Source organism: Treponema vincentii (assembly GCF_018336815.1).
In the GTDB taxonomy this organism is placed as follows: Bacteria; Spirochaetota; Spirochaetia; order Treponematales; family Treponemataceae; genus Treponema.
Window position 1 is genome coordinate 1,894,283 of the sequence record NZ_CP050497.1, and the last position, 24,864, is coordinate 1,919,146.

Consider the following 24,864-nt stretch of genomic DNA (forward strand, 5'->3'; position numbering starts at 1 on the left):
AATGACGTACAAAGAATATCGAGATGCAGTGAAAAACCAGTTTTTGAAACTCTGGAATAATCTTACAGAGCAAGAAGTTGAAAGCTACTTCAAACGCGAGGGTGAAAAAGTTATTCAATCTCGATACGAATGTTTAAGTAGTACAGATGAAGGTGTGCGTGGAACTGGGAGTATAGACTCTGTCGCCTATTGCCTATATATGATGTATGAATAATTTTTTATGGAACGGAAGATAATAATATTTGACGAATATTTTGAATTAGTAAAAGACTTTTTCTCACAATATAATTTAACAGAAAAAGAACGGGACGTATATTTGCAGTCAAATGAAGTTCAACAAGAAATAAAGGAAAAATACGAAGATGGAATACAGCGATATAAAAAGGGCATGATCAGCTATGATGTTTTGACAACCGGAACTGTTGAATCGGTTTGTTATAACCTCTGGCTTGAATATTAGACGAAATAGAGAGTATCGAGGTTGTAGAAGGATAAGAGGGAGGTGTAGGATGTCAGATAAACTCTTAACAAAGAATTTCAATTTTATCGGTTTTGGCGTATTAAATGTTACGATGGTCGGCAGCGGTGCGGAGCTGGCATTACAGCCTTTTTTGGTATCTAAAACAAAAAACGGCATGTATGAAGCGGTAGCGCTTAATTTCGGTACGGTTGCACTTGGTCTTACCGAAGATGATGCGATTAGAAATGTAAGCCTAAGCATTTTTACTTATGGCGTATCATTTATACAGGCAAACGCGCCGCTTGAAACAATTTCAAGGGCAAAATATATGGCAGATTTTTTTGCAGAATATGCACGTCTTTCAATGCGGCATAGTAAAGCAGTGCAAAAAATGCTTGCCTTTTCGCATCAAAACGAAACAACCGGTTCATATACAGCATCTGGGTATTACTATCAGGCGGCATAAATGGAGGGATTGTTGCTGTTTAAACCTATTATAAAGATATTGCAAAGCAAAAATATTATCAGTTCAGAAATTGCCTGCGGTTCTATAAAAGATAATAGGAGTACATTTTATTCTATTTCATATTATTCTGCACAATCGAATGGAATAGCTGTATTTAATGTAATAGTTATAGATGGTATACATTATATGAGTGCAAATGAACTAAGAATACAATCTCGCATATTCGGTTTTAAAATGGCAGATATACTCAAGTTATACAAAATCGAACTGGAAAAACAAAAATGAAAATACGAAAAAATATGAACCGTTGCATATTCTGCAACAGTTCACACACTATTTCCACTTGTTGTAAAATCCGCAACAACTGAATCAGCTTCAGGTAAATAACGCTTACCCATCCCGCAAAGAGCCTTCCAAAAAGACGGCACAGTCAAATTCGTAATCATCTTTTTTCAGAGGAAATGCCGATATCTCCGAGTATTTCTTGTACGCGCATACAACGCCGGAGTGCGTTACAGCGTTCACGGTATCCGTGTATTCCTTCCTCGTCAAAAACTGCATCGATGTCTTGCTGGGACGTGCAGGTATTGAGCTTTTCAAGAATCCGGTTATCGGCTTGGCTTAACGGCCTTTTTACCAATCCTAACTTTTCATAGAAGGGAGTGAGCCGCCAATAGCCATTGATAAAATGGCAGAGCGTAAATTCATACAACTGCTCATCTGTCGGAGGCGTTGAGGGGCTAAAAAAATAAGACGGCGCATACATCGCATAGGTCAAGTACCGCTGCTTTTCTTGTATATCAGTAATGCCGAAGTGAACAAACACAACGGCTATTTGTTCTGTGCTTTTGCATTCCCGTAATGCGCCGATGATGCGCTTGTCAAAACTCATTCGCATTATCCCCTATGGTATTGAAAAAAGTATGCCCTTACATCCAAAATAAGGAACTTTGATTTTTAAGGGTAAGGGCGTATCGTTTGTACGTTGTAGTTCAAAGTCCTTATTGCAACATAAAATTGTATAGCAGTTGTCGAGGATTACTCGGTAACTGCTATTTTTCTATCAGCCTCTAGGGAGGACGAAAAAGACTGAATTTAAATTTTAGAAAGTATTTCATGCCTATTGTAAAAAGTATTATTGTTAGTATTGCCGAAAGTATTATAACGGCAATCATCCGGCGGTGCAGCTTGTCCTTTTGTTTATTGATTATTGCCTGCTGTTCCGCTATTGTTTCGGCAGCCTCTCTCTCGTATGCGTTGTAAGATTGCCGCAAGGCTTTCAAGCTCGCTCGCTCCGTCTGTAATTGACTGCGTAAGATGTTCGCTGCGCTTTCGGCTTTCTGCAATTTCTCGGTTAAGCTCTTCGCTTTGCTCTCTTGCGCCCTCAAGCGTTCCGTTAAGTTGCTCGCCTGTAATAGCAGATTCTGTCTGCTTATCTTCAAGTTCTCCGATATGCTCTCTAACCTCGTAAGCTCCGTCTCCGTTACCGTATATAGCCGCTCCTGTGCAGCAACCTGAAAGCATAAAGAACACAAGACAGATAAGGCAAACAATAAAAACATTCTTTTCATACATTCACTGTCTCGCTTTTTTCTCTGATTGTTTGATATATCCCTTAAAAAAGAGCCATTGAGGAAAATACAAGACGGCGTCAGTATGGAACGAATACCGTTTGTGTGTCTGGTTATCTATCCAATAGAAATGCGGACAAAATACTTTATAATTTTTATGATTTTCAAAAGCCGATACACATTTAATTGTTACTTTCCGCCCGTATTTTATTTTTGCCTTTATCGCTTCTATAAAGCAGTTTGAAAAGTATGTTTTTTCTGTGTTCATTTATCACATCCTATTCCTTCATAAGTTCAAAATGCGGATTGTCCCATCCCTTACCCCAGACCTGCCCGTATCCGCCTGCGCACCAGTCAAGCCCGTAGTCTTCACCGATAGCGCCGATTTCTTGCCAGACCTGCTCCGGCGCACTCCACCAGACGCGGCCGTCTTTTACCGGCGCAATATCAACAGCGTTTCCGCCAAAATGCCGAGAGTTTGTCGTCTTTGTTACAATACGCTTATTTTCCGCTTCCGTTAAAAGGTACAACCCTGCTTTTTTGCGGAGTGCATTCACATCCTCAAGCGGCTTGCGCCCTTGCGCGTAATAGGCCGTCTGCGTATCAACCGTACGATCTGTTTCAAGGACGATTACCTCTATGCCGCGCTTTTTCAGTTCTGCTAAAAAAGCGCGTGTCCGCTTCGCAAGTTCCGGCTGCAACCGATCAATGTCTTTTATCGTTCCCATCTTTAAAACCTCCTAAAATCTTTTTACCGTTGTAGATGTTTACAAATTCGTCTAATGTCATGTTTTGTTATCTCCTATGCATTCAGTTTCTGTAATACTTCCCGTAATTGTTCCGCCTGCCTGAGTTTCTTTTCTTTTTTTTCTTTACAGAAATCAGCGCGGAGTTTATCGCCTATTTTTTCAAAAAAGCGGTAAATATGATTCATACATATCAGCTTTACTTTTTACTTCACGTAAATAAATAGCTGCTGCGCGTCGGGTAAACTCTTTTGCAACGACATATATTTTATTTGCATCGATAGGTTCCGGCGGTTGAACTGCACACTTTTCCGCACGGATTATTTCTCGCTTTAAGTGGCTGTATAATTCCGTATTAAGCTGATCTATATAGCTGTCAACCGTTCGCACGGTCAAATCCTCAAACCCATTTTTATACAACCGCTTATTCAAGATTGCTTCCGCTCGATACATACAGCAAGAAAGACTACTAATGCCGGTTAAAAGGTAAGATATGTCGGGCAAAATATCCTCTGCCCGCTCCTTACGGAGAAGTTCTATTCGCTCGCAAGCGTCCTTCATCAGATACATTAAACCGATTGTATCTATCTTTTGTACCTTTCCGCCTTCTGCTACTTCAATTGTTTGTCCGAAAAGCGAAAGTTTGCCGCCCCTTCGTAATAACAGGATGAATGCAAGCGCTACTATCACGCCTAAACCAATCCATCCGATAGGCGGTAATTTCTCTATAGCCATAAAACGCTGCCTTGTTGAATAATTTTGTAACATCAGCATAGAAGAAAAGCAGTGCGTAACGCAAATCGGCAGGGATAAAAATAATTTTTTTAAATATTTTCTTTTTTTTACGTTCAAAATTTGTGTTACGCACCCCCAATTATTTACAATACTCACCGTACCACAAAAAGAGGTGATGACATGGGGAAGTCTGGAAAAAACACATATACGCAAAAACCACTTTTTACCGATCCTGCGCAAACTCCGTTTGTATCGATTGAGGCTGTGGGTGAAATGCTTTCCGAAGTGGAAGCAAAGACAATGATAAGCCGCATTCCTCTTAATCCGCTTGCGACACCTGAAATGATTGCAGCGCTCAAAGGGGATACCGATCCGCTCGATTGTATTTTTGCCGTTGAATATCGAAAAAGCAAAAGCGGCGTTGAATATCTTGATGCGGCGTATGAACATATTGTCGAAACGATTTTGACCAGTACGGTTTTTATTCCTTCCGGCTATGGGCATCAATCGCAAGAAGCATTCTTTTATGAAGGACGTGAGATATACGGAACGGTTATCGGCGCATTACTCGATAAAGAGGCGGGGAAAGTCTATTACCGCATTATTCCCGACAAGGGGGAGCACGCCGAAAAAATTCGCAGGTGGCTCAAGAACAAACAAATCAATGCGGTGTCTATTTGGGGCATTCCGACGTATGCGGATGAAAGGAAAAAGACGGTTATTGATTATGCGCTCCGCTCGGTAGACTTTGTGCCGCCCTTGTCTGAAGGGCAGCATAATGAAAGCGCAATCGGGCAGATGGCGGGTATGAGCTTTAATGAGCAGGAAAGAAAAATCCGTGATGCCTTGCGAGAGCGGTACAAAGACTATGTTTTTACGGAAGATTTTTATGATGATTATGTCATCGGTGAATATAAAAATCGGTTGTATAAAATTCCGTATAGCATACAAAACGATACGGTTATATTCGGGGCGGCTCAAAAGGTGCGTCGCGTTGTTGAATATAAACACGAGGAGGTAGAAATGGAACTGACAAGTATAGCAAATGATGAGCTTACGGCAGAAATCGCACGGAGAACAAAAACGGGGCTTTTGTCTGCTCAAGCTGTTGCAGGGGAAATGGGGGTAAAACTGGAAGATGCTCAAAAGATGAAAGACTTAGAGACGGCTTCAAGTGAACTTGCTGAACTGAAAAAAGCTGCCGGAGAAATGGCGGTTGCCGATGCGATTGCTTTTGCGAAAAAAGCGAAAGAAGCGGAACAGGAAGCGGCGGCAAAAAAGGCATTTGGCGAAATGGTCGAGGCGGTGAAGGCAGAAAAAGGCTTAATCAAAGACGGTAAGCCCTTCGGTGAAATGGCAGTGTTGGTGGATAAATTCTGTCATTTTGAAACCGGTATGAGTAAAGAGCAGGTTGCAGGGGAAATGGATCGCGTGATGAATGACGCGGACATTCAAAAGCTCGTGCAAGGGAAAACCGCAACCGCTCCGGTTGGTCAGATGACCGGTGCGGTTGCAAAAAGTGAGCCGGAAGTATACGAAATCTAAACGAGGGGGTGTGATATGACTGGAGAGCACAGACTTTTATCAGTTAATAAAACGGTTGCAATCGCAGATGTAACAATTCCTGCGGGAGGAGCGCAGACGCTCGATAATCACGGCATTGTCTTTGTCGGCGACCGCGCGGGGGTTGTGCTGCAAAAAGAAGCGGGCAATCAAGTAACGGTGTCTTTTGACACGCAGAGGGAATGGACAACGGAGAGCTATGATAGCGCCAATTTGCCGAAAATCGGCGAAAAGGTGTATCTCGGTGCTTCGGATGGCAAGCTCACGAAAACCGCAAGCGGAAATAAGCTCGTCGGCTACTACTGGGGGACGATTGGGGGTGCGGTGCTTTTTTCGCTTCACGCATAAAAGCAGACCGTACATAACGATGAGGAGAAAGAAATAATGGAATTTGTATCACATGAAACAATCCGTATGAAAAATGCTACGGAGAAAAAACAGATGTCGTTGCAATACCGTGCGCCGAAGGTGCCTGCCGGTGAGATGGCAATAAAGGATACCGGCTCCGGTACGCGCACTGAAATCTTTACGCGGGAAATGCTTGCGCGGGCGGTCGGCTTACCGTCAGGGGAAATGATGAGCGCAGAGGATTTGCATAAGTTTGCAAAGCAAGCTGTTCTTGACGTATCGCTCGGTATGGCGGAGCATCCTGCCCTTTATTCCTTCATTTACGAAGAGATTAAAAATGCCGATTTTCCCCGCACAATCAAAGTGATGGAGCTTATCGGAATGCGCGCTGCATTCGGTGTTACCAACGATGGGGAAAGTGTGCCGATGGCGGATTTTAAATTCGGTAAGCTCGATACGGTTGATTTTAAGACGTTCGCTGCCGGTTATTCCATTTCACGCGGCTGGGTAAACTTCAATGAATTTTGGAAATTACCGCAAGCGTCAAAAGCGCTCGGTATTGCGCATAATGCCATTCTTGACCATCTGCACCTGTCGCCGATTATTACGCATTCGTATACCGGAGAGGCTGTTACCAATAAGGTAACAACCGGTAGTACCGACCTTGAGAATGTGTGGCTTACACTGCGGCAAGGGCTTAAAGATGCCCTCAAGCGTACCAATGCAGGCGGCTACCGGATTCGTCCGACTATAGCCCTTTGTAACTCTGCAACGGCGATGGATGTAGAGGCGGCAATCAAAGGTTTATTGCAAAAAGGTACACAGCTGGGGCAGCTCGCACAGATTCAGAGTGTTTTAAGTTATGACGGCTGGACGGGTGAAGTCGGCGGAATTAAATACGAGTTTAAAGCTCCGGCTGATAACGAAGTGTATTTAATCGTTCCGAAGCGTTCGTTTAAGGCGCTTGTAAAAGAAGATTTAACGCACCTTGAACAGCGGGGTAACATTCTCACCCTTTCTGAATTGGATGTTGTCGAAACCTTTACCCGTTGCGCGGTTGCCGGGGTTGCAGATGCCGTGCATAAGGTAAAGCTCGCATAAGGTTTTAAAGAGAGAGATGCGTATTTCGTCTCTCTCTTTAATGACAGATCGAGGAGATGATATGGGAAGTGAAAATATTACCTTACGTATAATGAAAACCGCTAACGGCTGGTATGTTGAGCATGAGGCAAGTGATGCAACGAACAGTTATACCGTTGAAGGAGATGCGTGGGAAGCGCTCAATCCTGCGCTTGCGGGAACTTTTGAAACGCCGTTTAAAGCGTCGGAAGAAAACGAAAACAGCGTTGAAAAGCCGAAGATAAGCGAATTAAAAGCAAAGATCAAAACACTTGAAGCGGCGGAAAAAGAGTTACACGACTTGAAAGAAGCGGCAGGTGATATTGATATTTTGCAGGCGATTGAAAGCGCAAAGAAAGCGCAAGCGCAAACAAATCCGCAAACATAGAAGGGGGATAGCAGCGCATGATCATCACCGAAGAGCTGATACAAAGAATCCGCACTCTGCTTAACGAAGCAATACCGGACGGGGGCAGCGAAGAAAATACGCATTTTTCTACGCTTGATTTAACTATCACATTGCAGATATCGGAAAGTGAAAATCATGCGCTCTACCTTTTATGGACGCAAAAAGCGGGCATTATTCAAAAAGATGGAGGCGATATAAAAAGCATTAGTGCAGGCGGAGAAAGTGTTGAAAAATACACCGTCGCCGATTATGTGAATCTCTGCCTTAAAACTGCGCAAGGGTATAAAGAGGCATGGGAGGCGGAGCGGAAAAATGCTGGTGCTTCGTTTTTAATCTGCTGTAAAAAAGATGATGATGAGGCGGCGCTATGGTAAATACTGTCAAACAATTACGGAAAGACACGGAAAGTATTATCGATGTGAACCCGTCTCTTCTTGCATTTATCCGCCGTGAAAGAGAGAAAAATGAATACGGCAATGTAAGGGAAGTAGAAAAGCGAACGGAAATACAGCGGGTGCGGATTGCAGAAATCTCACACAGCGAAACCGACCGGCTTTTGCAAGAAGGATTGTTAAAGACGCATATCGTCAATATCACCGCATTCCACGATGCGGATATTCAAGCAGGCGACTTATTCGATTTTCAAGGCAACCGGTATGAAGTCGTTTTTATCCGAAAGATCACTATCGGCGGGTATGCGCCGGAGAATGCCTACAAGATGTCAGGCAGGGCAAAAGAAATACGGGAGGCAGCCGAATGAGAGGGATGGAAGCGGTCTTTGCAAACTTAGAGGCGGTAAAAAAGGAAATGCTCGACGCTTGCGAGATGGTTGCCTGCGAAACGGCCGCCAGTATGGAGCGGTATGCGAAAGAAAACCGCGTATGGACTGATCGAACAGGAGATGCCCGCAAGGGATTACGCGGTGTTGCTTCTCGTTCGTCACAGGCAATATCGGCAGGGATTTATCAGGATTTATACGGCAACACCGGAAAAGAATATGGCTATTGGCTTGAAAACGGAGAGCGGAAATTAGCGGATGGGCAATTATTTGGGCAAAAGTACGGCATATTACGTCCAACTCGGAACGCCCATGCCGGTATGTTTTTCGACGGTATCGAAAAAGCGTGCGGACAAGCGCTCAAACGACAATAAGGAAAGGAAACGATGCGAAGCGCCTTGTATGCGGAACTGGTAAAACTTTATCCGGTATATTACATCGGCAACGTTGGAAAAACGGTAAAAAAGCCGTTTTTGATTATGCAGTTTGAACACGGCATTAAAACAACTTTCGGCCGCTGGAATATGGTTACCGTTACGGCTTACGTTGCGGCGGGAGACTTTGCGCTTCTTGATGCGGTATGTGAAAAAGTTATTTCCGCATTGGACGGGAAGCATCTTAAACGGATAAACGATGAGAGCGTCTTTTTAGTGCAATACGTCGATTGTTCGGGAGACCTCGTAGAGGATTCTCTTGGAGCAATTTCAAAGCAGCTTAATTTTAAAATCCCCTCTTTCGGCGGAGGTTTTATGTAAAGGGAACCGGAAGAAAAAGCATCATAAGCTTTTGTGCCGGTCCTATAAATGGAGGTTAAAAGATTTATGGAAAAGAAAAACGAATACGGGTATTCAATCGGACAGATGCAGGCAGCGCGTCTGAATGCTGACAAAAGCTGGCCGTCTCCTAACGATTGGGAAGATACCAATCCTCAAACCGGTGAAGTGAGAAAGCACAGGGGAGGACTCATCGGTAAAATAGGTCCGTTCAACATTGACGGCTGGACGGGGGACGATTTAAAGCTGACGGTTCTGTACGGCACCAAAAGAGAAACCTTTACCTTTGCCTCGACCGCTGCGAATAAAAAAGCGGTGAGTGTCGCTGATATGGTAAAAGACTTCAATACCGCCTTTAGCGCCCTTGAATCAAAAGGGATAAAGCTCAAAGCGGCTAAAACGGACATCGGATCAGATTACGATGCGGAGTACCTTAAAATCACCACAAAGGCAGCAGGGGATTTACCCTTTTTTGCCCCGATTGGGTTTCAAGGGAAACTCGCCGAATTACTCGGTATTGTCGGCTATGTTTCGACCAAAGAAGCAAAGAGCTTCAAAGATGATTTTGACAAGGAAAGCGGTAAAACGGTTGATGCGACGAGTGGACACGGGATTCGCTGTACGGTAAAAGAAGCGGATAAAATAAAGGGTGTCAATATTACCGCTTCTTTTGCAAGCCTGCCGAATAAGTTCTTTTCCCTTGTTACCGGCAACACGTACAACGAGGAAACGGGAGAGCTGTATATCGACAATGCTGGAAGCCCGCCGCTTGTCACCTTCCGTTACTTCGTAGAGCAGTACGAAAAGGGGCAAAACACAAAAGGTAGTTATGCCCGCGTCAAAGCGGTTATTTTCCCTTCGTGTCAAACAACGCCAACAGGAAGCGAAGCAAGTGAAGATGCTTTTGGAGCTGTCGAACTGCAAGGCACCGGCGGGGAAAATAAGCGCAGCAATTTACCGTTAAAGTTTATCAAAGAAATTTCACTTGCCGACTACACGCAGTACGTACAAGGGTAAAACAAATCATCAGCCCGTCTATTGTTTAGGCGGGCTTCAATCCACCTTCAAGAGGAAAGGAGTTTTAAGCAATCGCTATGTTTGAAAGAATACAATCATTTTTCACTAAGACAAGGAGAAACAGCGCAATCAAAACAGCCGTTGAAGAAGCAACAAAAGTGCCGGAAAGTGAAGCCCAGCGTCTTGCCCTTGCAACCTGCGAATGGGTAGAGCTTTTATGGAACGGAAGTAAGCAAAAGTTTTTTATTCACAAAACGAATTTTCAAGAGCTTTTAACCTGCGGGAATTTTCCGAATATCTTGTATAAATTTGTCAACGGCGTAAGCGAATCCATCGGCGCAAAAGATTTAAAAGTATCAGAAATTGACCTTAAAAAGATGAAAGAGGAAGAAGATGAATTCCTCGTTGAACTTGCAAAAAAAAGTATGGTAACTCCGACGTATCAGGAATGTTACGACGCTATTTTGAACATTCGCGGCATCAATGAAAGCAGCCTCAATGATGTTATTCCTAAAGATTTCTTAAACGATCTTTTTCTTTTCTACCTTACCGATTGGGAGCAAGATGTAAAAAAAAATTTGGGCGCGTTCAATTTGCCCGCTTCGGCAGGCTCGCAAAATACTACAGATGCAAGCCCAGTAGCTACATCAGAGGCTTAAACGATTTTGAAGCCTTTTTGTTCGATGAGGCGTGTCTCGTTGCTGTTGAAGGAGAAAATCAGCAGCGGGAAGAAAAAGAGAAAGCACAGAAAGCAAAAGAAAAAAGAGAGAAACAATTTCAAAAAGATATGGCAGAGACCTTTGCAGAGGATGATACATAAAACGGGTTAGGTAGATGGGACAGAGTTTAGGCGAGATATATGCGGAATTAGCATTAAAAACAGACAAACTTCAAAAAGGGATTAGAGAATCCAATCGCTCTCTTGCAAAACTTGAGCAGGATATTGATAACGCAGTTGATAGCATCAATGCGAAGCTCGCTGCTATCGGTACCGCTCTTTCTGCAAGCGTAACACTCCCTTTAACATTACTCGGAAAAGCCGCGATTGATACCTTTACGAATTTTGAACAGTCCATGCAGAATACTTTTTCTGTTATGGGAGCAAGCGCATCCGAAATGGAAGCCTTGCGAAAGAAAGCGGAAGACATGGGAGCGAGTACCCGCTTTAGCGCAAGTCAAGCCGCCGATGCCCTCTATAGCTTAGGTTCCGCAGGACAAACAGCTGCGCAAGCAATGAACAGCCTCGACGGTGTGTTACAGCTCGCAGGGGCTACCGGAAGCGATTTAGCCTTTACCTCAAGCACGATCGCTTCTACCCTTTCGCAGTTTAATCTACAAGCAGAAAAGTCAGGGCACATTGCCGACGTGTTTTCATTGGCTATCAGTAAAAGCCAAGCGAATATGACAAAGCTCTCGTATTCAATGAAGTATGTCGGACCCGTCGCTGCCGGTTTAGGGGTAAGTCTTGAAACCTCAACCGCTGCGTTAATGCGGCTTTATAATACCGGTTTCGGCGGTGAGCAGGCGGGCACTATTTTACGGTCGGGTTTACAAAAGCTCGCAAGCGGTACGGATGATGTCAAAAAGAAACTCCAAGAATTAGGGGTAAGCTATGATGAGGTAAATCCGAAAACCAATAACCTTGCCGACATAATCGAGCGGCTGAAAAATGCAAATATCGATGTTGCAAAGTCAAGTGAGTTATTCGGGGAGGCAGCCGCTGCCGGTATGCAAGCGCTGATCGAAGGCGGCGGGGATGCCATCCGCACGATGGACGGCTTACTGCAAGCATCCGACGGGGCGGCAAAAAAGATGCAGGATATTCAAAACGCTTCTTTTGCCAATACGAAGGCAGAGCTTTCAAGCGCTTTTGAAGCCGTTCAAATTACCCTCACCTCAAATATCATCCCTGCGGTTGATACGTTTGCAAAAGGCATTACCCGTGTTTTACAGTTTGTTAATGAATTGCCGGTAGGAGTTCAAACGGCAGGAACTGCTCTTGCCGGATTAGCCGCCGCTGCCGGTCCCTTACTCCTTGTTGCAGTCGGCATTAAAAAGATACAGGCTGAAATGGTGCAGCTCAATCTTGTCATGTCGGCAAATCCTGTTTTAGCATGGGGAGCCGCCGTTGCCGCCGCTGGTGCTATTGCCCTCGGCATTATTGCGCAGGTGAAAAAAGCGCATGAAGATTATATCCACGGCGCAAAGCGAAGCGTAGAAGAAGTTAAAAAGCTGAAAGAGGATGCCTTAAAGCAAGGAAATGAAGGACGTAAGATACAGTCTCTTTTTGACGAATATAACACCTTAAAAAACAAAACGCAAAGAACGGCGGACGAACAGGAGCGGTATAACAATCTTTTAAAGGAACTACAGACAATCGTCCCCGGCGCAACTGAGGCGTTAGATGCGCAAGGGCAGAAGGTTATACAGAATGAACAGGCAATTACCGAAGCGATACGGAAGCGCATTGAAAGTGAAAAAATCCTTAATAATTTGGCTCTTATTAAGGCAAAAAGCAACGTAGCTCATGCGCAGTCGGTTCTTACATCGGAAGGCGCGAGACTTCCAAGCCAACAAGCGGCATTAGAAAAAACAATTGCCAAAATGGAGCAGGCAGCAAATAGTTATTCAAAAGCGCAATATCTTAAATCGGAATATGATCTTGCCTTGTTAGAAAATCGGAAAGAAGAAGCGGCGCGTATTTATACTACATTAAAAAACTATGCCGATAAGGCGCGGCTTGCCAGTGAAATCTCATTAACACGATGGGACACTACCAGTATTGTTAAAGCATTTGAAACGGTTAAAACAAAGGCAGAAAATACCGCAGAGTCTGCTCGCGCTGCGTTTGAAAAAACAGCTGCGGCTATTCAAGAGAATGAACAAGCCCAAAGAGAGCTTAATGCAGCGATTGAAAAACAGCAGGCATTAGAAACAGCAGAAAATAACATTAACAGCGCTCCGCAAAAAAAAGAAGCATGATGAAGAGCTGGCTCGTCTTGCGAAAGAATGGGAAGCGGAAAAGAAGATCATCGATGAGAAAAAACGCTATGCGGAGAAAATGGGAGAAAGTTTTAGCGTTCCTCAAGAGCGGATAAAATTTTTACAAGCAAAATTAAAAGAACTCATTGCCATAGAACCGGAAGATATTGATAGGATTTTCACCCTCGACTCCAAAGGCTTACAACAATATTTTGATGCGATAGCCCAAGAACAAGCGAAGCTGGAAAAAGGCAAGGGGCATAAAAACACCGGTGCTAAAGACAAAGATACTTCTTACCAAGCGCAAATAGCAGAACTCGATAAGTTCTATCAAGAAAAACTCGCAAAAGCAAAAGAATACGGGCAATCCAGCATTACCGTTGAAAAAGAATATCAGGAAAAACGGCTTGCACTTATCGAACAATTTATTAAAGAAGAAGATAAGAAAAAAGGCGCTGGAAAAGGAATAACTGTTGAAACAAAAAGCGCGGCAAACGATGAGAAAAGCTCCGGCGTAACGCTCGGCGATGAGCTTACCAAAACAAAGCTGATGAGCGATGCGTTCGGGCGGTATCAAGTACAGCAAAAGGAATTACAAGCAGAGCTCAAAAAAACGCAAGAAGAAATAATCGCTACGCACGATAAAATTGCAAAGACAAAAGCGCTGCTTGAAGCGGCAGAAAAAAACGGCAAAAACGGAAGAGAAATTGAAGCTCTCAATCAAGATTTACAGGCAATGCAAGCCTATTCTCGGCAGTTGGAAGAAAAGGCACAAAACATACGGGTAGACATAAACGAAGCGGAACTATCATTTTCAAATATAAAAAGCGGGCTGATCGATATTGAAAAAATCGGCAAATCAAAACTTCAAATACAGCTTATCAACATAGAAGAAGAAAGAAAACGGCTTTTAAAAATTATTGAAGAAAATAGTCGGGCAAAAATAGCAGCGGCAAAAGATAATGCCGAAGAAATAGCAAGAATAGAAGCGGATGCAAAAAAACAACAAGATGCCGTGAATAAAGACGCTAATAAGCAACAACAAGACGCAAAAGCGGCTGCCGCTAACGCATACTTACAAGGCAGCATAGGCATTGCTAAATCTCTTACCAAAGTAATAGCAGACTCTATCGAGCAAGGCGGTATTGACGGTTTTGCTGCAATGCAAGCGAGCGCCGACATACTTAACAAAATAGGCGATATGGTAGGAGACCCTATAACTCAAGCCGTTATAAAATCCGTAACGGCGGCAATCGAAATAATAGGGATGATATTAAAAGCCGTTAGCGCCGCAAGTGTGAAAGCATTTGAACAAGAAGTACAGACAATTGTTGATAGCGCTAAAGAAACCGCCAATGAAGCGGCACAAAAAATAGTAGAGAATATTCATAAAAGCATTGTCGATCAAAGCCAAGCGCCAATGAAAGAAGCGGCAACTTCACTGTTGCAAGCAATCACAAACGGGTTTCAAAGTGGGGATTTTACCAATTTTTCAAAATCTATTGACGACATAATTAAAAAATTGGTCGTTGATAAAATGGTTTTGTTTTCAGGATTGCAGGGCGCTATTGAAAAGTTAGTGAATAATATATTTAGCGGGTTTAAAGGATCAGGTGCGCATCAGATAAACGCACTAAAACAAGAGCAAGAACCGTTAAAACAAGAAATGGAGGCGACAAGAAAAGAATACGATGCGTATCAAAAATTAGTACGCCTTCGTGATGAAGGGATACGGCAACAATCGTTATGGCATCATCAAAGAACAGGCTTTTATGCCGGTATGTGGGAAGGCGATGTCAAAAAAGAGGTTACAAAACTAAATGGTGAAATTGCGAAACTTGAAGGAAGTGCAAAACGGTATGAGGCAGCGCAACAGAAATTAGCTGAATTGAATAAGCAAATAAAAGCGATCAATCCGAATGAGAAAGCTGATTTAACGCAAATAAAAAAAATGGACAAGGATGAATTAAAACGCCTTGCAGAAGAATACGGTAAGCCCATTAAAGAAATTTTTAAAATGCTCGGTATCGATGTCGGGGAAGGTTTTCAAAAAGCGCTTACGGATAGTATGTCCAGTGCGATTTCTTCTGCGTTAGGAGAGGCAGCTTATAACGCAGACTGGGGAAGTTTTAAGAAATCTTTTGCTTCTGAAATGAAAAAAGCCATTATTCAAGCCGCTGTTGAAAACGCCGGTATAAAAAAGAAAGTTGATGAGATTATTCAAGATATTATGAAAGACGGCAAAATTACCGGAGACGAAGTAACCGGTACGATTGATAAACTAAAAAATCTCTATGATAATTTAGAAGGGAATATGGCCGAACTTTCAAAAATTACGAGGTCATTAGAAGGCGGGGTAGAGGTAAAAGCACGGGCTGCCGGTACTATTATTCAACAACTTTCAGGGGCGGACAGGGACGTATTGCTTGAAGCGATCCGCGAAGGCTTTACAAAAATCAATCAGGTTATCGATCTAAAAGAAACGACTATTCAGCATCTTACCGCTACTCAAATTATTATCAATTCAGTTACATATAATTCCTACAATAGTACCATTAACATAACAGCAACCGAACAAACCGACTTAAAAGCAGTCTTAACGGAAATTGTACGAGAGGCATTGGCAGGGTAGAAAAGCTATGAGAATATTTGACGAGAAAAAAGAGTTAGACATTCCCAAATGGATAACAGCCTCAAGCAGCGCTTCAACAATCCAGCTGCAAGCGGTGAAGCTCAACGACTTGCATGGGGAATACCTAACCGGAAAAGAACAGTACGGCAGTAAGACATTTCAATGTTCGGGAACTATTTCAACTGATTCTGCTTGCGCAGTAGAAAAAGAGCGCAGCAGGTTACTCTCTTTATTAAGTGCTAAAGATTTAATCGTTTACCGCGATGACGATGATACCATTTTTTTACCGCTGCCGTTTAACGGGGCAGATACAGGTAACATACTATAATGGAGAAAATCTTCATAAAGTCTTTACGATGAGCTTTACCCTTAAAGCCTTTGATCCGTTCGGCTATGGACAACGTAAAATAGAAACGATTGCAGGGAGAAGACAAGACATATCTATTGTAACTGAAGGGAATATATCCACCATACCGGAGATTGCGATAAGCGGTATCGAAAAGGTTTCAGGTCTTTTAGTGCGCTGTAATGGAACGGAGCTTGCCATTTCCCGCGAAATAGCGATACCGCACGGCAAAACGCTCCTTTATAAAGACGGAAACCTCTTTTTAGACGGAGAAGACTACACACGCCTTTTAACGCTTTCAAGCGTTATTCACCCCTTGTACTTTATATCCGGCCATAACACTGTTTCAATCTATGTTCCGGCGGGAACCGTTACCATTGCCTTCAATGGGAGATATCTATGATTATCTTTTACGATAAAGACGGCGCGCGGCTTGGAAAAACGTATGAATGCGGCTGGAGCTTTTCACAGAAAAAGAACAAGGAAGGAACCGGTAAACTCGACCTTATCGATTATCCTCAAAACGCAAAATATGCGGAGCTTTACAAGGGGACGGAAAAAATACAAACCGTTGTCCTTACCGAGCATTCGAGTAGTGAAAGTAAAACAAGCACGAGCGTAAAAACGCTTGAAAGTCTTTTTAAAAATTACCGCATCCCTGAAAACTGGCACGGATGGGATAATAAGCCTTTGAGCTTTGTGTTAGCCGATGCAATATACGGATTCGATTATATTCAAAAATCAACCCTAGAGGATTTCACCGATTATATCGAAAAAGTCAACATCGGATTAAATAAAATAAAAGACGGCGATATTCACCTTGATTACAGGGAAGTTGGAGACAGTATCCACTATTATGAGCAAGGATCCATTACATTCGCTTTTGATTGTGGAGATGCCGTTGGTCAGCGATATATCAGGTGGGTTGCAACAACCGGTGAAAAAGTCTCCGTCAGCGTACAATCAGCATCCTCCGATACCCCTATCACTACTATAACCGATGTTGATTTCTCCCATTCTCCGGTACTTTCTCCCCGCCGCGATAAAGAACACGATAGCAGTTTATCGGGAGTAAAAATTGCAAGCGATAAGCGATATGTTGCAGTGCGTTTTGTTCTGACCTATCACAATGCCGACTGGATACAGGATTTTGCAACACATAAAGTATATAATCAGCATAACATATTAGTCGATAGAACCGTACGCGGCTTTACACCGGTCATCCGCGCTTTTGAGATTATTACTAGAAAAAAGACTGAATTTGCAATTAAATCCATCCCTACTGATATGAATGAATTAGTAGACGGGATAGAGCTTTCAAATATCACGTTATGGGATGCAATTCAAAAGATACGGGAAAAATACCCCTTTGATACCGCTTGTACCTTTGAAAAGGGGCGTCTTTTTTTCACCTTTGAACGCAGTTTAGTAAAAAATAAAAAGGCTCAAGCAACGTATCTTTTACGCGCAAGCGATACTGTTGCCCAGCAGTTAAATAATACCGTTATTAAAGAATTAAAACAGACCGTTCAAAAGGCAAACGTGCTTCATTGCTATGGAGAGGGGGAAAAGCAGCAACGCCTCTATGTGCGCATCCCTGAAATAGGAACGTATGATAATCAAGCGACGGTAGAAGATACCTTTACTGACAATAAAATAAAAAGCAGGGAAGAACTGAAAAAAATCGGTTTAAAAAAGCTCAAAGAAAAACGGAAAGAAGAAAATCCGGTTTTTGAAGTCGAAACGCTTTTACCCATCCGCCTGTTTGATGAAGTCTCGCTAGTCCATCCTAAAAGTAACGCAGTGTATGAAGTTACTGTACAAGAAGAGCGTATTTCATACAAAGAAAATAAACTCACGCAAAAATTCGGTATCGGCGGATTTCTTTTTAACCCTCTTTCAGCCCTTATCCCGCAAAAAGAGAGCGATACGGAGCGTAAAATAGTAAAGCCCCCTGTGGGAGTCCAAGCAACAGGAAAACAAAATGCGATTAGCATAACGTGGGATGCTGACGGGGATGATTTTGTAATACGATGGAAGGAAAAGACGCAGGATTTTTATAACTACCGGCATACTAAGCAAAAACAAGAAGTTATTGAACGGCTGAAATCTGATATCGATTATGTTTTTAGTGTGGCTTCCGTTGCCGAAGGTCTTTTATCGGATTATACGGCGGAGATTGTATGCCGTCCGCTTTCTACTGATATGGGCTTCCCATCAGACGAAAACGCATTAGTACATACCTGCTTCGATGAAACACCCCAAGTGCTGCCGCAAGTTAATCCTTCCTATACGGCATGGCAAAATAAAATTGTCGAATACGATTGCACCGGCAAACAAGCAATTAAAATGACATTTGCCGAAGCGATGTATAATGTCATTATTTTATCCGGTGAATTACAGAACGATTTTGTTTTACACCTTTTTTTTGATTCTTTAAACGGCAACGGCGCAAAGCAGTATCAGATTGTCTATAAATTAACGGGCAATTATACCGTGATGATTAAAACTGATGTAGCATATACCCGTATTATTACGCAGTATATTAAACCGGAAACATACGGCGCAGGTTGTTATGCACTCGTCGATTTTAAAGGAAATGTTTGGCACTTTAAGGGAGAAGCGGGAGCGGGCGGCGTATTATCCGTAAATGATAGAGTAGCATATATTGACGATGAAGATTTTTTCCTTATTGAAAAAGAACGGACGGTACAGAAAATAATAAAAACAGATGCACTAACCGCAATACAACGATATGATAGCCCTATCGGAGAAATTAAAACCTTCTTTGAAAATGATTACAAGCACGGTTTTTTAGAAGCAAACGGTCTCCCCTTTAGTCCCGATGTCTTCCCTGAATTAACCGCGTATGTAAAACGTGTTTTTCATACCGGCACGGAACCTATTACCGGATGGCCTTTACGTCCAAAGCTTGAAGGGACTGTGCAGGGAACAAAAATATTTATTAAGGCAGTACAAGGAGTATAGTATGGCGTACACGAATGAGCAATTAGGCAAAGCGTTGGAAGATTTAACGATTGCGTATAACAACTTTATCGAAAAGGCAAAAGATGCCGCTATTGCGGCGATGGGAGATACGGTCATTGCGCAGATTAAGCAGGATGCAAAAGAGTATATAGCCTCCGAGCTTGCTGCGCAGAAAGCGGCGTTAGAGCAAGCAATTGAAGAGGCTAAGATTGCGTTGAAAAACAGCGTAGTTGACGCGGGGAATAAATTAGAGCAACAGGCGTCCGAGAAAAAGAATGAGCTTAATGCCTTAATTGTATCGGCAGAAAATGCGTTGACACAGCTAACCGCGGAAAACTTGGAGAAGCTAAACGCGGCGAAAGAAAGAGCGGAAGCAGCGTACAAAGCATTAGCCGACGAAGAGAATGGGAAATTAAAGAACGTTGCCTTACAAGCAAAGGAAGACGTCATTGAAATATTAAACACGTTATCGGAAAAAACAGGCTTACAAATAGAAGAGGCAGAAAAAACATTTGAAAAAAAACTCGAGGCGGAGGTGCACAGCTTTAAGGCCGCGGCAAAACAAGAAGCGGCGCGTTTACGAAACATAACACAATCGCAGCTGCAAGAATTCGCTTACGGGTATAAAGATTTATATAATAATGTTCTCTTTTTTATGAATAAACCAAATAGTTCTTCCATTCTTCCATCAAAACCATTGCAAGGAATAGAAAAAATAAAATTACCGAAAAAAGACGGTATCCTTATGTTACTTTGTTATAGTGGTTATTATTATGGTGATCAATATGTCTTACGTGCGAGCATTTGCAATACGAATAAAAAACCGGTAACCGTATTAGGCTATAGTAAATTCTTCGACGTTGAAAACGCCGCGCTTATTTTCTATAATCAAGCATTACCGCGATATGATTGCTTTAATGTAGAAAAAATAAAGCCGCTTGTATTTAATTTTTATGCAAAAGACCTTATGCCTGATGAGGATGGATTTTCATATATTGCATTTGAAGGAATGTACCCTGCTAACTACGGGATTGCTATCTATGGATACTGCACGGCAGAAGTAAATACAAACTTTATGCTAGCAGATTTACACAGCATGAGCGAAGGATATTACAAAAGTAATTTATATTATTATAGTCAACATTATTTCTTAAATAATAATAGCAAGTATGAAACAGAGATAGGTTTACCATACCGTGAGGTGCAAAAAAATATCATTATAGGGTTGCTCTTTAGTCGTGCTGATAAAAACTGTTTGAGAGTTTTACATATTCGCGGGTATGCTACGAATATAACGTATAGCGAAGTTGAAAAACCCGTATGTAATTCTTTTAAGCTTTTTAAACCGTTAGAACCTTTATTAAAAGATTTTAGTTTTAAGTTTTTTAAAATACCTGCACAAGAGGTTATCGCAAATACCGAACTTATCGGTTCTATTAAAGTGGTACGTTTAGTCCTTTGGAAATCTTATGATTACAGTTACAGCAATTACCCTATACAAGCGCTCTTTGTTGACGATGAACAGGTGCCGGTTGATAATTTGGATACGCTTTTGCCGCCTTCTTTTAAAACGATGCAGATTGCTTTAGATGCCGGAGCGGATGATAGTTCATGTTATAAGATTATCCCTATAAAGCCTTTTCTTGCCGAAGAAAAAAGGTATATTTTTGAGGCGGATTTTAAAGTGTTATCGGGGAATCCTGCCGCTGTTACAGTGCTTTTTTATGATTTTACAACAAAAAAAATACTAGTAGAAAGTCAAACTCCTGTTATTAACGGTCAGTGCCGGATAAAGTTTGAATTTGTCTTTACTTATACCGTTGGACATGATACACGGTTTTTGTGCTATTCGGGAGAAAACGGAAAAACAAACGGGGTTCGCTGCGAATATTCCAATTTTGCTTTAATTGAAAAGGGACTTTAATCTTATGGAAGCAATCAACTACGCCCCCAGCGGGCAAAATATGATACTCACCGAAGATGCGCAAATAGTGCCGGGGGTTTCAGGCAATGCATGTTATTTACCGGCGGGAACCGGCACAATCGCCCTTGCAGGCGACAGAAACGAGCTATCGGTTTCCCTTTGGCGGCAATGGGACGGCGTTGTAGAATCCGATGCTCCGCGCGGGGTTTTTCGCTTTAAGAATATACGCATCTTTTTTGATAATGTAACCGACTTTTTAACCGTCGTCATAAACGGTTTTAAGGCAATTACGGATATTAAGGACAAGCAAGAACAGGTGCATTGGTGTTTTACTTTTGTAAAGAATGATCGGTTTATCATCTACAAGGATGCGAAAGAGGTGTATAGCCTACCGGCAGGAGACAAGCCGGTAGATATGGCTGACGGTTTTAGCATCGGCGGGGGGCGCACACATGCGACATTCGATGAGGTGCGGGTATATAAAACCGTACTTACACAAGGGGAGATAAACGGGCTCTTTTATTTAGTCAGTAAGGGTACGCAGGTAAAACAGCTTGAAAAAATTGTACAATCGGCTACCCCAAAATACTTAGGCGTTACCGAAACGGTACCGGCAACCCGAACGGCGGTAATCACGAAGGGAGAGAGACTCGGCGCGCAGGATGCAAACGCAGGCGACTGGGTATTGATGGCTAAAACGATAGGCGGATGGAAGTGCGGGGTGTGTTACCGCTGGACGGGTACACTGTGGATAAACTTAGAGCCGGAAAAAGACTATGCAGAGCAGTATCACGCCTGCTTACTTCACATCTGCGAAATCGATGAGCTGATGAAGGAAACCGGACACTTCGGAGCGTTGTTTGCGAAACAAATCATCGCGCAAGAAGCGTTTATAAAAAAACTTGCCGCCGACCAAGCATTCTTAAAAGAACTTATCGTACAAAAGCTACGCATTGACAGTGATAAAAATTCAAATCAAGATTTTGAAGCATGGTTTGACAAAGATAACGGATTGAAGATTCAAAACAATGGTCAGGTAGTCTTTAGTGTTAATCCGAGCGGTTTCGCCTTTATGAAGAATGCAAAATTTGAAGGGGAAATCGACTGTCAGGGATTTAAGGTAATCAATACCGGTAATACTACCCCAACGCTTCAATTCTCGTGGAGTAAGGGGAATGATGCGTTTACTTGCGCAAGCAAGATTAGCGCTGTTGGGAGTTATGACTCCTTAGGCGGCTACTATTATAACAATCCTTTGATAACAAAACATTATGGAGACGGTATCTATGGAGGCAATACAATACGAAGTATAATTTATAAACGTTGGCGCGCGCTTACATTGACCACCGGTTTTGTTTGTATAAAATTAGAATTACTAAATAATAATGGTTCATTAATAGGAATTATAAGTGTTTCACGACATGATAATGGATATATATATTCAAGTTTTACAGAAAATGACGAATCTAAAGGATGGGCTGCTTACAGAGCATCGCAATATGATTTCGCTTTTTATACCTATAATCCTTCACAGACCGTAATGATCCCTAATATCTCTTTCGGGAAAGCGTCAACCCCTAATATCTTATACAGAGATGAGAACGGATTTGTAAAGATAAGTTAAAACTCTTTTAGATATTCAATAAATATCGGCGGTAATGGCAATGTAAAACTGTCATCACTTGCATTAAATACTATCGTTATATTAGATTGGGCAGTCCGCAATCGATTGATGATATCAAGAGATAATTCTGCTTTCATTATCGTATCTTTTACATCTAAATATTCAAACTCAGGATCGTTATTTTTTTGATATGTTATATCAACGTTATGAATGTCTACTACATCATTATTAGAAAATTTTATTTGAATAGGCTGTGTTTCTGATGCTTTTATAACAATAGGTGTCATAAGTTTAGACTTTAAAACAAACGTTATTTTTTTTGTGTCATATTTAACCGTTTTTTGCAATTCAAGGTATACTTTAAAATACATACCTTTAGAACTTTTTGTGCCCTTCGTAGCAGGACGTCCATCAAACGTAACCGTATTAACGATATCTTCTTTTCGAGGAACATCAGCTAATAGTTCTTCGTCCGTTCTGGTATCTTTTAATTCACCGGTAAGTTTTACCGTCCAATGCGCATCTTTTGACGTATATTCCTTTTCTTGAACTAATGATTTATTTTCTTTTGCCATCGGATCTTCTGTCATAGTATTTCCTTTCGCATTCGTTGCATAATTGCAGGATACCATAGACAGCATAAATAACGCAAATAAAAGATAGACAGATTTTTTCATAGGGAACTCCTTACAAAAAATATAAGCAAATAAAAGAAACAACTCAAATGCTGCGATTATGCTTGAAGCATCTTACTGCACTCCTGCTTTTTTTGCAAGTCTTGCTAATCTTAGGTCAAAATCTCCCATTCTGACATGAGGCATTCTTGAAACTTTTGCAGCTCTTTGGCAGATAAAATAAGCCTCATTATACATTTTTATTCTTTCCAGCAAAATAAGAGGGCGCTCCCAATAAGACGATCCTGTTGGTGTAGTTTTTCCTAAAATTTTTAAGTAAAATATAATAGCTTTTGTAATATCGTCTTTTTCAATGTTTCTAGCTTTCTCATACGTCGATACATATTTTCGAAAATTTTTATCAAAATCAATCATTCCTTCTGTTTCATTTATATTTTCAACATTTATCTTATATTCCATAAAAGCCGCAGTTATATGATTTTCTTGAAAATATACATTTTTCTTAGTTTTTTTAGGTTCGGGTTTTATATCTCCGCGTTTACGCAATTCAGCAAGTTCTAATTTTGTCAGTTCGTGAGCAGCTTCTAAAAAAACATTCATATCACGTTTTAATTTAAAACAGTCTTGAACACGAGTAACCGGTACTTTTACATCAAGTGAATAGTTTACAAATATTGACTCATCAATTACAGGCAGTTTTTTTATCTCTTGAGGTGTAATATAGTCTTTCAGATTCACAGTATTTTTTCCTGTTTTCTGTGTTAAAAGAGTATCAAGATTTTTTAAAAATATATCGTAGTATTTTGTTATATAATTTCTATTAGAAAATTCAAAAGTTTGTGCCATTCGCACTATATCTTTTGCTGTCAGCGGAATATCAAAACTATAAGCCCCAAGTAAATATAAATTATGTGAAAAGATATATTCATATTCATTTTCCTGATTTAATGAATAGAAAAAATCCCTCGCATACTCACCTTTTCCTTTTAATATGCTGGCAAGAATTATTGCATTGCCGGTATACGTTTGAAAAGACTTTTGTTTGTGTACTTTTCTTAATTTTAAAACAACAGTCATTGCTCTGTCAAAATCACCATCTAACAAATGACGCTCAAGACCATAGTACAAGAGAAAAACATAGCCTATATCTATATCAGCTATATATGGATTAGTTAAGAAATTTAAATACTTCCATCTTTGTTCAGGGGTTAATTCTGAATGAGGCATAATTGTATCTCTTGAACCGTAACAGGGGAAATAATGCAATTTTTCAACACTTTCCGCATTTTTTGGTTTGTTTATGGGAAGTTTTGTAAAAATAACACTAGGTTCTATTGTTTCGTTATATTCATAAACAAAAGTAATACAGCCAACATTATATTCATACACCTTTTTAGGTTTTTGCGTATAATTTTTATATTTACCGTCTCCTATCCAGATAAGACCTTCTAAATCAGGATGGATTCTTTTAATAACTTCTTGACTGATCTCTGCCGATGGTATTTCCCTTTGTTTTATTTCATCAAAAACATTTTCGTGTTGCTTTTGAGATACATTTTCTTGGGGAACTAAATTACTATTAGCTTTCTTTCGCTTAAATAAATCAAAAACAGACATACATATCCCTTTCTTTTTAAATCGGCTAAAACAAACAAAAGCTAAATAATTAAACATTTTTGTTTACCTGATTCGGCAACAGGTTGCAGATGGTAGCCTATTCCGGCAGCGACTGCCCGAAGCCGTTTGTC

At 41.4% G+C, this 24,864-nt stretch carries 28 protein-coding genes; 22 read left to right on the top strand and 6 right to left on the bottom strand.

Annotated features, from left to right (window positions below; translation table 11 throughout):
- The first annotated feature begins 1 nt into the window (after position 1).
- Genes GWP40_RS08590 through GWP40_RS08605 form a run of 4 tightly spaced genes read left to right on the top strand, consistent with a single transcriptional unit; the run spans position 2 to position 1,211 of the window.
- Complete coding sequence (locus tag GWP40_RS08590) at positions 2 to 214, top strand: hypothetical protein (protein ID WP_212565003.1); 213 nt, start codon at positions 2 to 4, stop codon at positions 212 to 214.
- A 6-nt stretch (positions 215 to 220) separates the two neighbouring features.
- Positions 221 to 460, top strand: a complete 240-nt coding sequence (locus GWP40_RS08595) for a hypothetical protein (RefSeq protein ID WP_212565004.1) — start codon at positions 221 to 223, stop codon at positions 458 to 460.
- Positions 461 to 509: 49 nt separating this feature from the next.
- Entirely contained in the window at positions 510 to 926 is a 417-nt protein-coding gene (locus GWP40_RS08600) for a hypothetical protein (RefSeq protein ID WP_212565005.1), read from the top strand.
- Entirely contained in the window at positions 927 to 1,211 is a 285-nt protein-coding gene (locus tag GWP40_RS08605) for a hypothetical protein (RefSeq protein WP_212565006.1), read from the top strand. It abuts the gene before it with no gap.
- Positions 1,212 to 1,368: 157 nt separating this feature from the next.
- Here GWP40_RS08605 and GWP40_RS08610 read toward each other — a convergent pair whose 3' ends face one another.
- From GWP40_RS08610 to GWP40_RS08625, 4 genes are all read right to left on the bottom strand, one after another.
- On the bottom strand, positions 1,369 to 1,818 hold the full coding sequence (locus GWP40_RS08610) for a hypothetical protein (protein ID WP_212565007.1): 450 nt from the start codon (positions 1,816 to 1,818) through the stop codon (positions 1,369 to 1,371).
- A 308-nt stretch (positions 1,819 to 2,126) separates the two neighbouring features.
- Positions 2,127 to 2,501, bottom strand: a complete 375-nt coding sequence (locus tag GWP40_RS08615) for a hypothetical protein (protein ID WP_212565008.1) — start codon at positions 2,499 to 2,501, stop codon at positions 2,127 to 2,129.
- A gap of 274 nt (positions 2,502 to 2,775) precedes the next feature.
- Positions 2,776 to 3,225 carry a M15 family metallopeptidase gene (locus GWP40_RS08620; RefSeq protein WP_212565009.1) on the bottom strand — a complete coding sequence of 150 codons (450 nt, stop codon included), beginning with the start codon at positions 3,223 to 3,225 and terminating at the stop codon, positions 2,776 to 2,778.
- A 180-nt stretch (positions 3,226 to 3,405) separates the two neighbouring features.
- On the bottom strand, positions 3,406 to 3,978 hold the full coding sequence (locus GWP40_RS08625; RefSeq protein WP_230974353.1) for a hypothetical protein: 573 nt from the start codon (positions 3,976 to 3,978) through the stop codon (positions 3,406 to 3,408).
- Positions 3,979 to 4,158: 180 nt separating this feature from the next.
- On the opposite strand from GWP40_RS08625, the gene GWP40_RS08630 reads away from it, so the two are divergent.
- The 18 genes from GWP40_RS08630 (at position 4,159) to GWP40_RS08715 (ending at position 22,481) form a co-directional block, all read left to right on the top strand.
- Positions 4,159 to 5,523 (top strand): hypothetical protein, encoded by a 1,365-nt coding sequence (locus GWP40_RS08630; protein ID WP_212565010.1) that lies wholly within the window; start codon positions 4,159 to 4,161, stop codon positions 5,521 to 5,523.
- 15 nt (positions 5,524 to 5,538) lie between these two features.
- A complete protein-coding gene (locus GWP40_RS08635; RefSeq protein ID WP_212565011.1) occupies positions 5,539 to 5,889 on the top strand; it encodes a DUF2190 family protein in 351 nt (116 codons plus the stop codon).
- 36 nt (positions 5,890 to 5,925) lie between these two features.
- A complete protein-coding gene (locus tag GWP40_RS08640) occupies positions 5,926 to 6,990 on the top strand; it encodes a hypothetical protein (protein ID WP_212565012.1) in 1,065 nt (354 codons plus the stop codon).
- 61 nt (positions 6,991 to 7,051) lie between these two features.
- Positions 7,052 to 7,396, top strand: a complete 345-nt coding sequence (locus GWP40_RS08645) for a hypothetical protein (RefSeq protein ID WP_212565013.1) — start codon at positions 7,052 to 7,054, stop codon at positions 7,394 to 7,396.
- A 17-nt stretch (positions 7,397 to 7,413) separates the two neighbouring features.
- A complete protein-coding gene (locus GWP40_RS08650; protein WP_212565014.1) occupies positions 7,414 to 7,791 on the top strand; it encodes a hypothetical protein in 378 nt (125 codons plus the stop codon).
- Positions 7,785 to 8,177, top strand: coding sequence for a head-tail adaptor protein (locus tag GWP40_RS08655; protein WP_212565015.1), 393 nt, complete (start codon positions 7,785 to 7,787; stop codon positions 8,175 to 8,177). Before GWP40_RS08650 ends, GWP40_RS08655 begins: the two co-directional genes overlap by 7 nt.
- A complete protein-coding gene (locus tag GWP40_RS08660; protein WP_212565016.1) occupies positions 8,174 to 8,569 on the top strand; it encodes a hypothetical protein in 396 nt (131 codons plus the stop codon). The genes GWP40_RS08655 and GWP40_RS08660 overlap by 4 nt, the downstream gene beginning before the upstream one ends.
- A 12-nt stretch (positions 8,570 to 8,581) precedes the next feature.
- The gene (locus GWP40_RS08665) at positions 8,582 to 8,950 is read left to right on the top strand and encodes a hypothetical protein (RefSeq protein WP_212565017.1); all 369 of its coding nucleotides are present in this window, start codon (positions 8,582 to 8,584) and stop codon (positions 8,948 to 8,950) included.
- A gap of 66 nt (positions 8,951 to 9,016) precedes the next feature.
- The gene (locus GWP40_RS08670) at positions 9,017 to 9,985 is read left to right on the top strand and encodes a hypothetical protein (RefSeq protein WP_212565018.1); all 969 of its coding nucleotides are present in this window, start codon (positions 9,017 to 9,019) and stop codon (positions 9,983 to 9,985) included.
- 77 nt (positions 9,986 to 10,062) lie between these two features.
- Positions 10,063 to 10,644 (top strand): hypothetical protein, encoded by a 582-nt coding sequence (locus tag GWP40_RS08675; RefSeq protein ID WP_212565019.1) that lies wholly within the window; start codon positions 10,063 to 10,065, stop codon positions 10,642 to 10,644.
- A gap of 17 nt (positions 10,645 to 10,661) precedes the next feature.
- Positions 10,662 to 10,805, top strand: coding sequence for a hypothetical protein (locus GWP40_RS08680; protein WP_212565020.1), 144 nt, complete (start codon positions 10,662 to 10,664; stop codon positions 10,803 to 10,805).
- A 14-nt stretch (positions 10,806 to 10,819) separates the two neighbouring features.
- Positions 10,820 to 12,967, top strand: coding sequence for a phage tail tape measure protein (locus tag GWP40_RS08685; RefSeq protein WP_212565021.1), 2,148 nt, complete (start codon positions 10,820 to 10,822; stop codon positions 12,965 to 12,967).
- A gap of 79 nt (positions 12,968 to 13,046) precedes the next feature.
- A complete protein-coding gene (locus GWP40_RS08690; protein ID WP_212565022.1) occupies positions 13,047 to 15,599 on the top strand; it encodes a coiled-coil domain-containing protein in 2,553 nt (850 codons plus the stop codon).
- A 7-nt stretch (positions 15,600 to 15,606) separates the two neighbouring features.
- Positions 15,607 to 15,927: a hypothetical protein gene (locus tag GWP40_RS08695; RefSeq protein ID WP_212565023.1), complete on the top strand. Its 321-nt coding sequence runs from the start codon at positions 15,607 to 15,609 to the stop codon at positions 15,925 to 15,927.
- Positions 15,869 to 16,348, top strand: coding sequence for a hypothetical protein (locus GWP40_RS08700; RefSeq protein WP_212565024.1), 480 nt, complete (start codon positions 15,869 to 15,871; stop codon positions 16,346 to 16,348). Before GWP40_RS08695 ends, GWP40_RS08700 begins: the two co-directional genes overlap by 59 nt.
- Positions 16,345 to 18,933: a fibronectin type III domain-containing protein gene (locus GWP40_RS08705; RefSeq protein ID WP_212565025.1), complete on the top strand. Its 2,589-nt coding sequence runs from the start codon at positions 16,345 to 16,347 to the stop codon at positions 18,931 to 18,933. Before GWP40_RS08700 ends, GWP40_RS08705 begins: the two co-directional genes overlap by 4 nt.
- A gap of 1 nt (position 18,934) precedes the next feature.
- Positions 18,935 to 20,857: an apolipoprotein A1/A4/E family protein gene (locus GWP40_RS08710; RefSeq protein WP_212565026.1), complete on the top strand. Its 1,923-nt coding sequence runs from the start codon at positions 18,935 to 18,937 to the stop codon at positions 20,855 to 20,857.
- Positions 20,858 to 20,861: 4 nt separating this feature from the next.
- Positions 20,862 to 22,481: a LamG domain-containing protein gene (locus GWP40_RS08715; RefSeq protein WP_212565027.1), complete on the top strand. Its 1,620-nt coding sequence runs from the start codon at positions 20,862 to 20,864 to the stop codon at positions 22,479 to 22,481.
- Here GWP40_RS08715 and GWP40_RS08720 read toward each other — a convergent pair.
- Positions 22,478 to 23,158, bottom strand: coding sequence for a hypothetical protein (locus GWP40_RS08720; RefSeq protein ID WP_212565028.1), 681 nt, complete (start codon positions 23,156 to 23,158; stop codon positions 22,478 to 22,480). The two genes, GWP40_RS08715 and GWP40_RS08720, sit on opposite strands and share 4 nt — an antisense overlap.
- A gap of 72 nt (positions 23,159 to 23,230) precedes the next feature.
- Positions 23,231 to 24,733 carry a TerB N-terminal domain-containing protein gene (locus GWP40_RS08725; RefSeq protein ID WP_212565029.1) on the bottom strand — a complete coding sequence of 501 codons (1,503 nt, stop codon included), beginning with the start codon at positions 24,731 to 24,733 and terminating at the stop codon, positions 23,231 to 23,233.
- Positions 24,734 to 24,864: the final 131 nt, after the last annotated feature.

Bases quoted from the DNA above. Each gene is read 5' to 3' on its own strand.
- GWP40_RS08590 (WP_212565003.1), top strand. From the start codon at position 2: ATGACGTACAAAGAATATCGAGATGCAGTGAAAAACCAGTTTTTGAAA.
- GWP40_RS08595 (WP_212565004.1), top strand. From the start codon at position 221: ATGGAACGGAAGATAATAATATTTGACGAATATTTTGAATTAGTAAAA.
- GWP40_RS08600 (WP_212565005.1), top strand. From the start codon at position 510: ATGTCAGATAAACTCTTAACAAAGAATTTCAATTTTATCGGTTTTGGC.
- GWP40_RS08605 (WP_212565006.1), top strand. From the start codon at position 927: ATGGAGGGATTGTTGCTGTTTAAACCTATTATAAAGATATTGCAAAGC.
- GWP40_RS08610 (WP_212565007.1), bottom strand. From the start codon at position 1,818: ATGAGTTTTGACAAGCGCATCATCGGCGCATTACGGGAATGCAAAAGC.
- GWP40_RS08615 (WP_212565008.1), bottom strand. From the start codon at position 2,501: ATGTATGAAAAGAATGTTTTTATTGTTTGCCTTATCTGTCTTGTGTTC.
- GWP40_RS08620 (WP_212565009.1), bottom strand. From the start codon at position 3,225: ATGGGAACGATAAAAGACATTGATCGGTTGCAGCCGGAACTTGCGAAG.
- GWP40_RS08625 (WP_230974353.1), bottom strand. From the start codon at position 3,978: ATGGCTATAGAGAAATTACCGCCTATCGGATGGATTGGTTTAGGCGTG.
- GWP40_RS08630 (WP_212565010.1), top strand. From the start codon at position 4,159: ATGGGGAAGTCTGGAAAAAACACATATACGCAAAAACCACTTTTTACC.
- GWP40_RS08635 (WP_212565011.1), top strand. From the start codon at position 5,539: ATGACTGGAGAGCACAGACTTTTATCAGTTAATAAAACGGTTGCAATC.
- GWP40_RS08640 (WP_212565012.1), top strand. From the start codon at position 5,926: ATGGAATTTGTATCACATGAAACAATCCGTATGAAAAATGCTACGGAG.
- GWP40_RS08645 (WP_212565013.1), top strand. From the start codon at position 7,052: ATGGGAAGTGAAAATATTACCTTACGTATAATGAAAACCGCTAACGGC.
- GWP40_RS08650 (WP_212565014.1), top strand. From the start codon at position 7,414: ATGATCATCACCGAAGAGCTGATACAAAGAATCCGCACTCTGCTTAAC.
- GWP40_RS08655 (WP_212565015.1), top strand. From the start codon at position 7,785: ATGGTAAATACTGTCAAACAATTACGGAAAGACACGGAAAGTATTATC.
- GWP40_RS08660 (WP_212565016.1), top strand. From the start codon at position 8,174: ATGAGAGGGATGGAAGCGGTCTTTGCAAACTTAGAGGCGGTAAAAAAG.
- GWP40_RS08665 (WP_212565017.1), top strand. From the start codon at position 8,582: ATGCGAAGCGCCTTGTATGCGGAACTGGTAAAACTTTATCCGGTATAT.
- GWP40_RS08670 (WP_212565018.1), top strand. From the start codon at position 9,017: ATGGAAAAGAAAAACGAATACGGGTATTCAATCGGACAGATGCAGGCA.
- GWP40_RS08675 (WP_212565019.1), top strand. From the start codon at position 10,063: ATGTTTGAAAGAATACAATCATTTTTCACTAAGACAAGGAGAAACAGC.
- GWP40_RS08685 (WP_212565021.1), top strand. From the start codon at position 10,820: ATGGGACAGAGTTTAGGCGAGATATATGCGGAATTAGCATTAAAAACA.
- GWP40_RS08690 (WP_212565022.1), top strand. From the start codon at position 13,047: ATGGGAGAAAGTTTTAGCGTTCCTCAAGAGCGGATAAAATTTTTACAA.
- GWP40_RS08695 (WP_212565023.1), top strand. From the start codon at position 15,607: ATGAGAATATTTGACGAGAAAAAAGAGTTAGACATTCCCAAATGGATA.
- GWP40_RS08700 (WP_212565024.1), top strand. From the start codon at position 15,869: ATGATACCATTTTTTTACCGCTGCCGTTTAACGGGGCAGATACAGGTA.
- GWP40_RS08705 (WP_212565025.1), top strand. From the start codon at position 16,345: ATGATTATCTTTTACGATAAAGACGGCGCGCGGCTTGGAAAAACGTAT.
- GWP40_RS08710 (WP_212565026.1), top strand. From the start codon at position 18,935: ATGGCGTACACGAATGAGCAATTAGGCAAAGCGTTGGAAGATTTAACG.
- GWP40_RS08715 (WP_212565027.1), top strand. From the start codon at position 20,862: ATGGAAGCAATCAACTACGCCCCCAGCGGGCAAAATATGATACTCACC.
- GWP40_RS08720 (WP_212565028.1), bottom strand. From the start codon at position 23,158: ATGAAAAAATCTGTCTATCTTTTATTTGCGTTATTTATGCTGTCTATG.
- GWP40_RS08725 (WP_212565029.1), bottom strand. From the start codon at position 24,733: ATGTCTGTTTTTGATTTATTTAAGCGAAAGAAAGCTAATAGTAATTTA.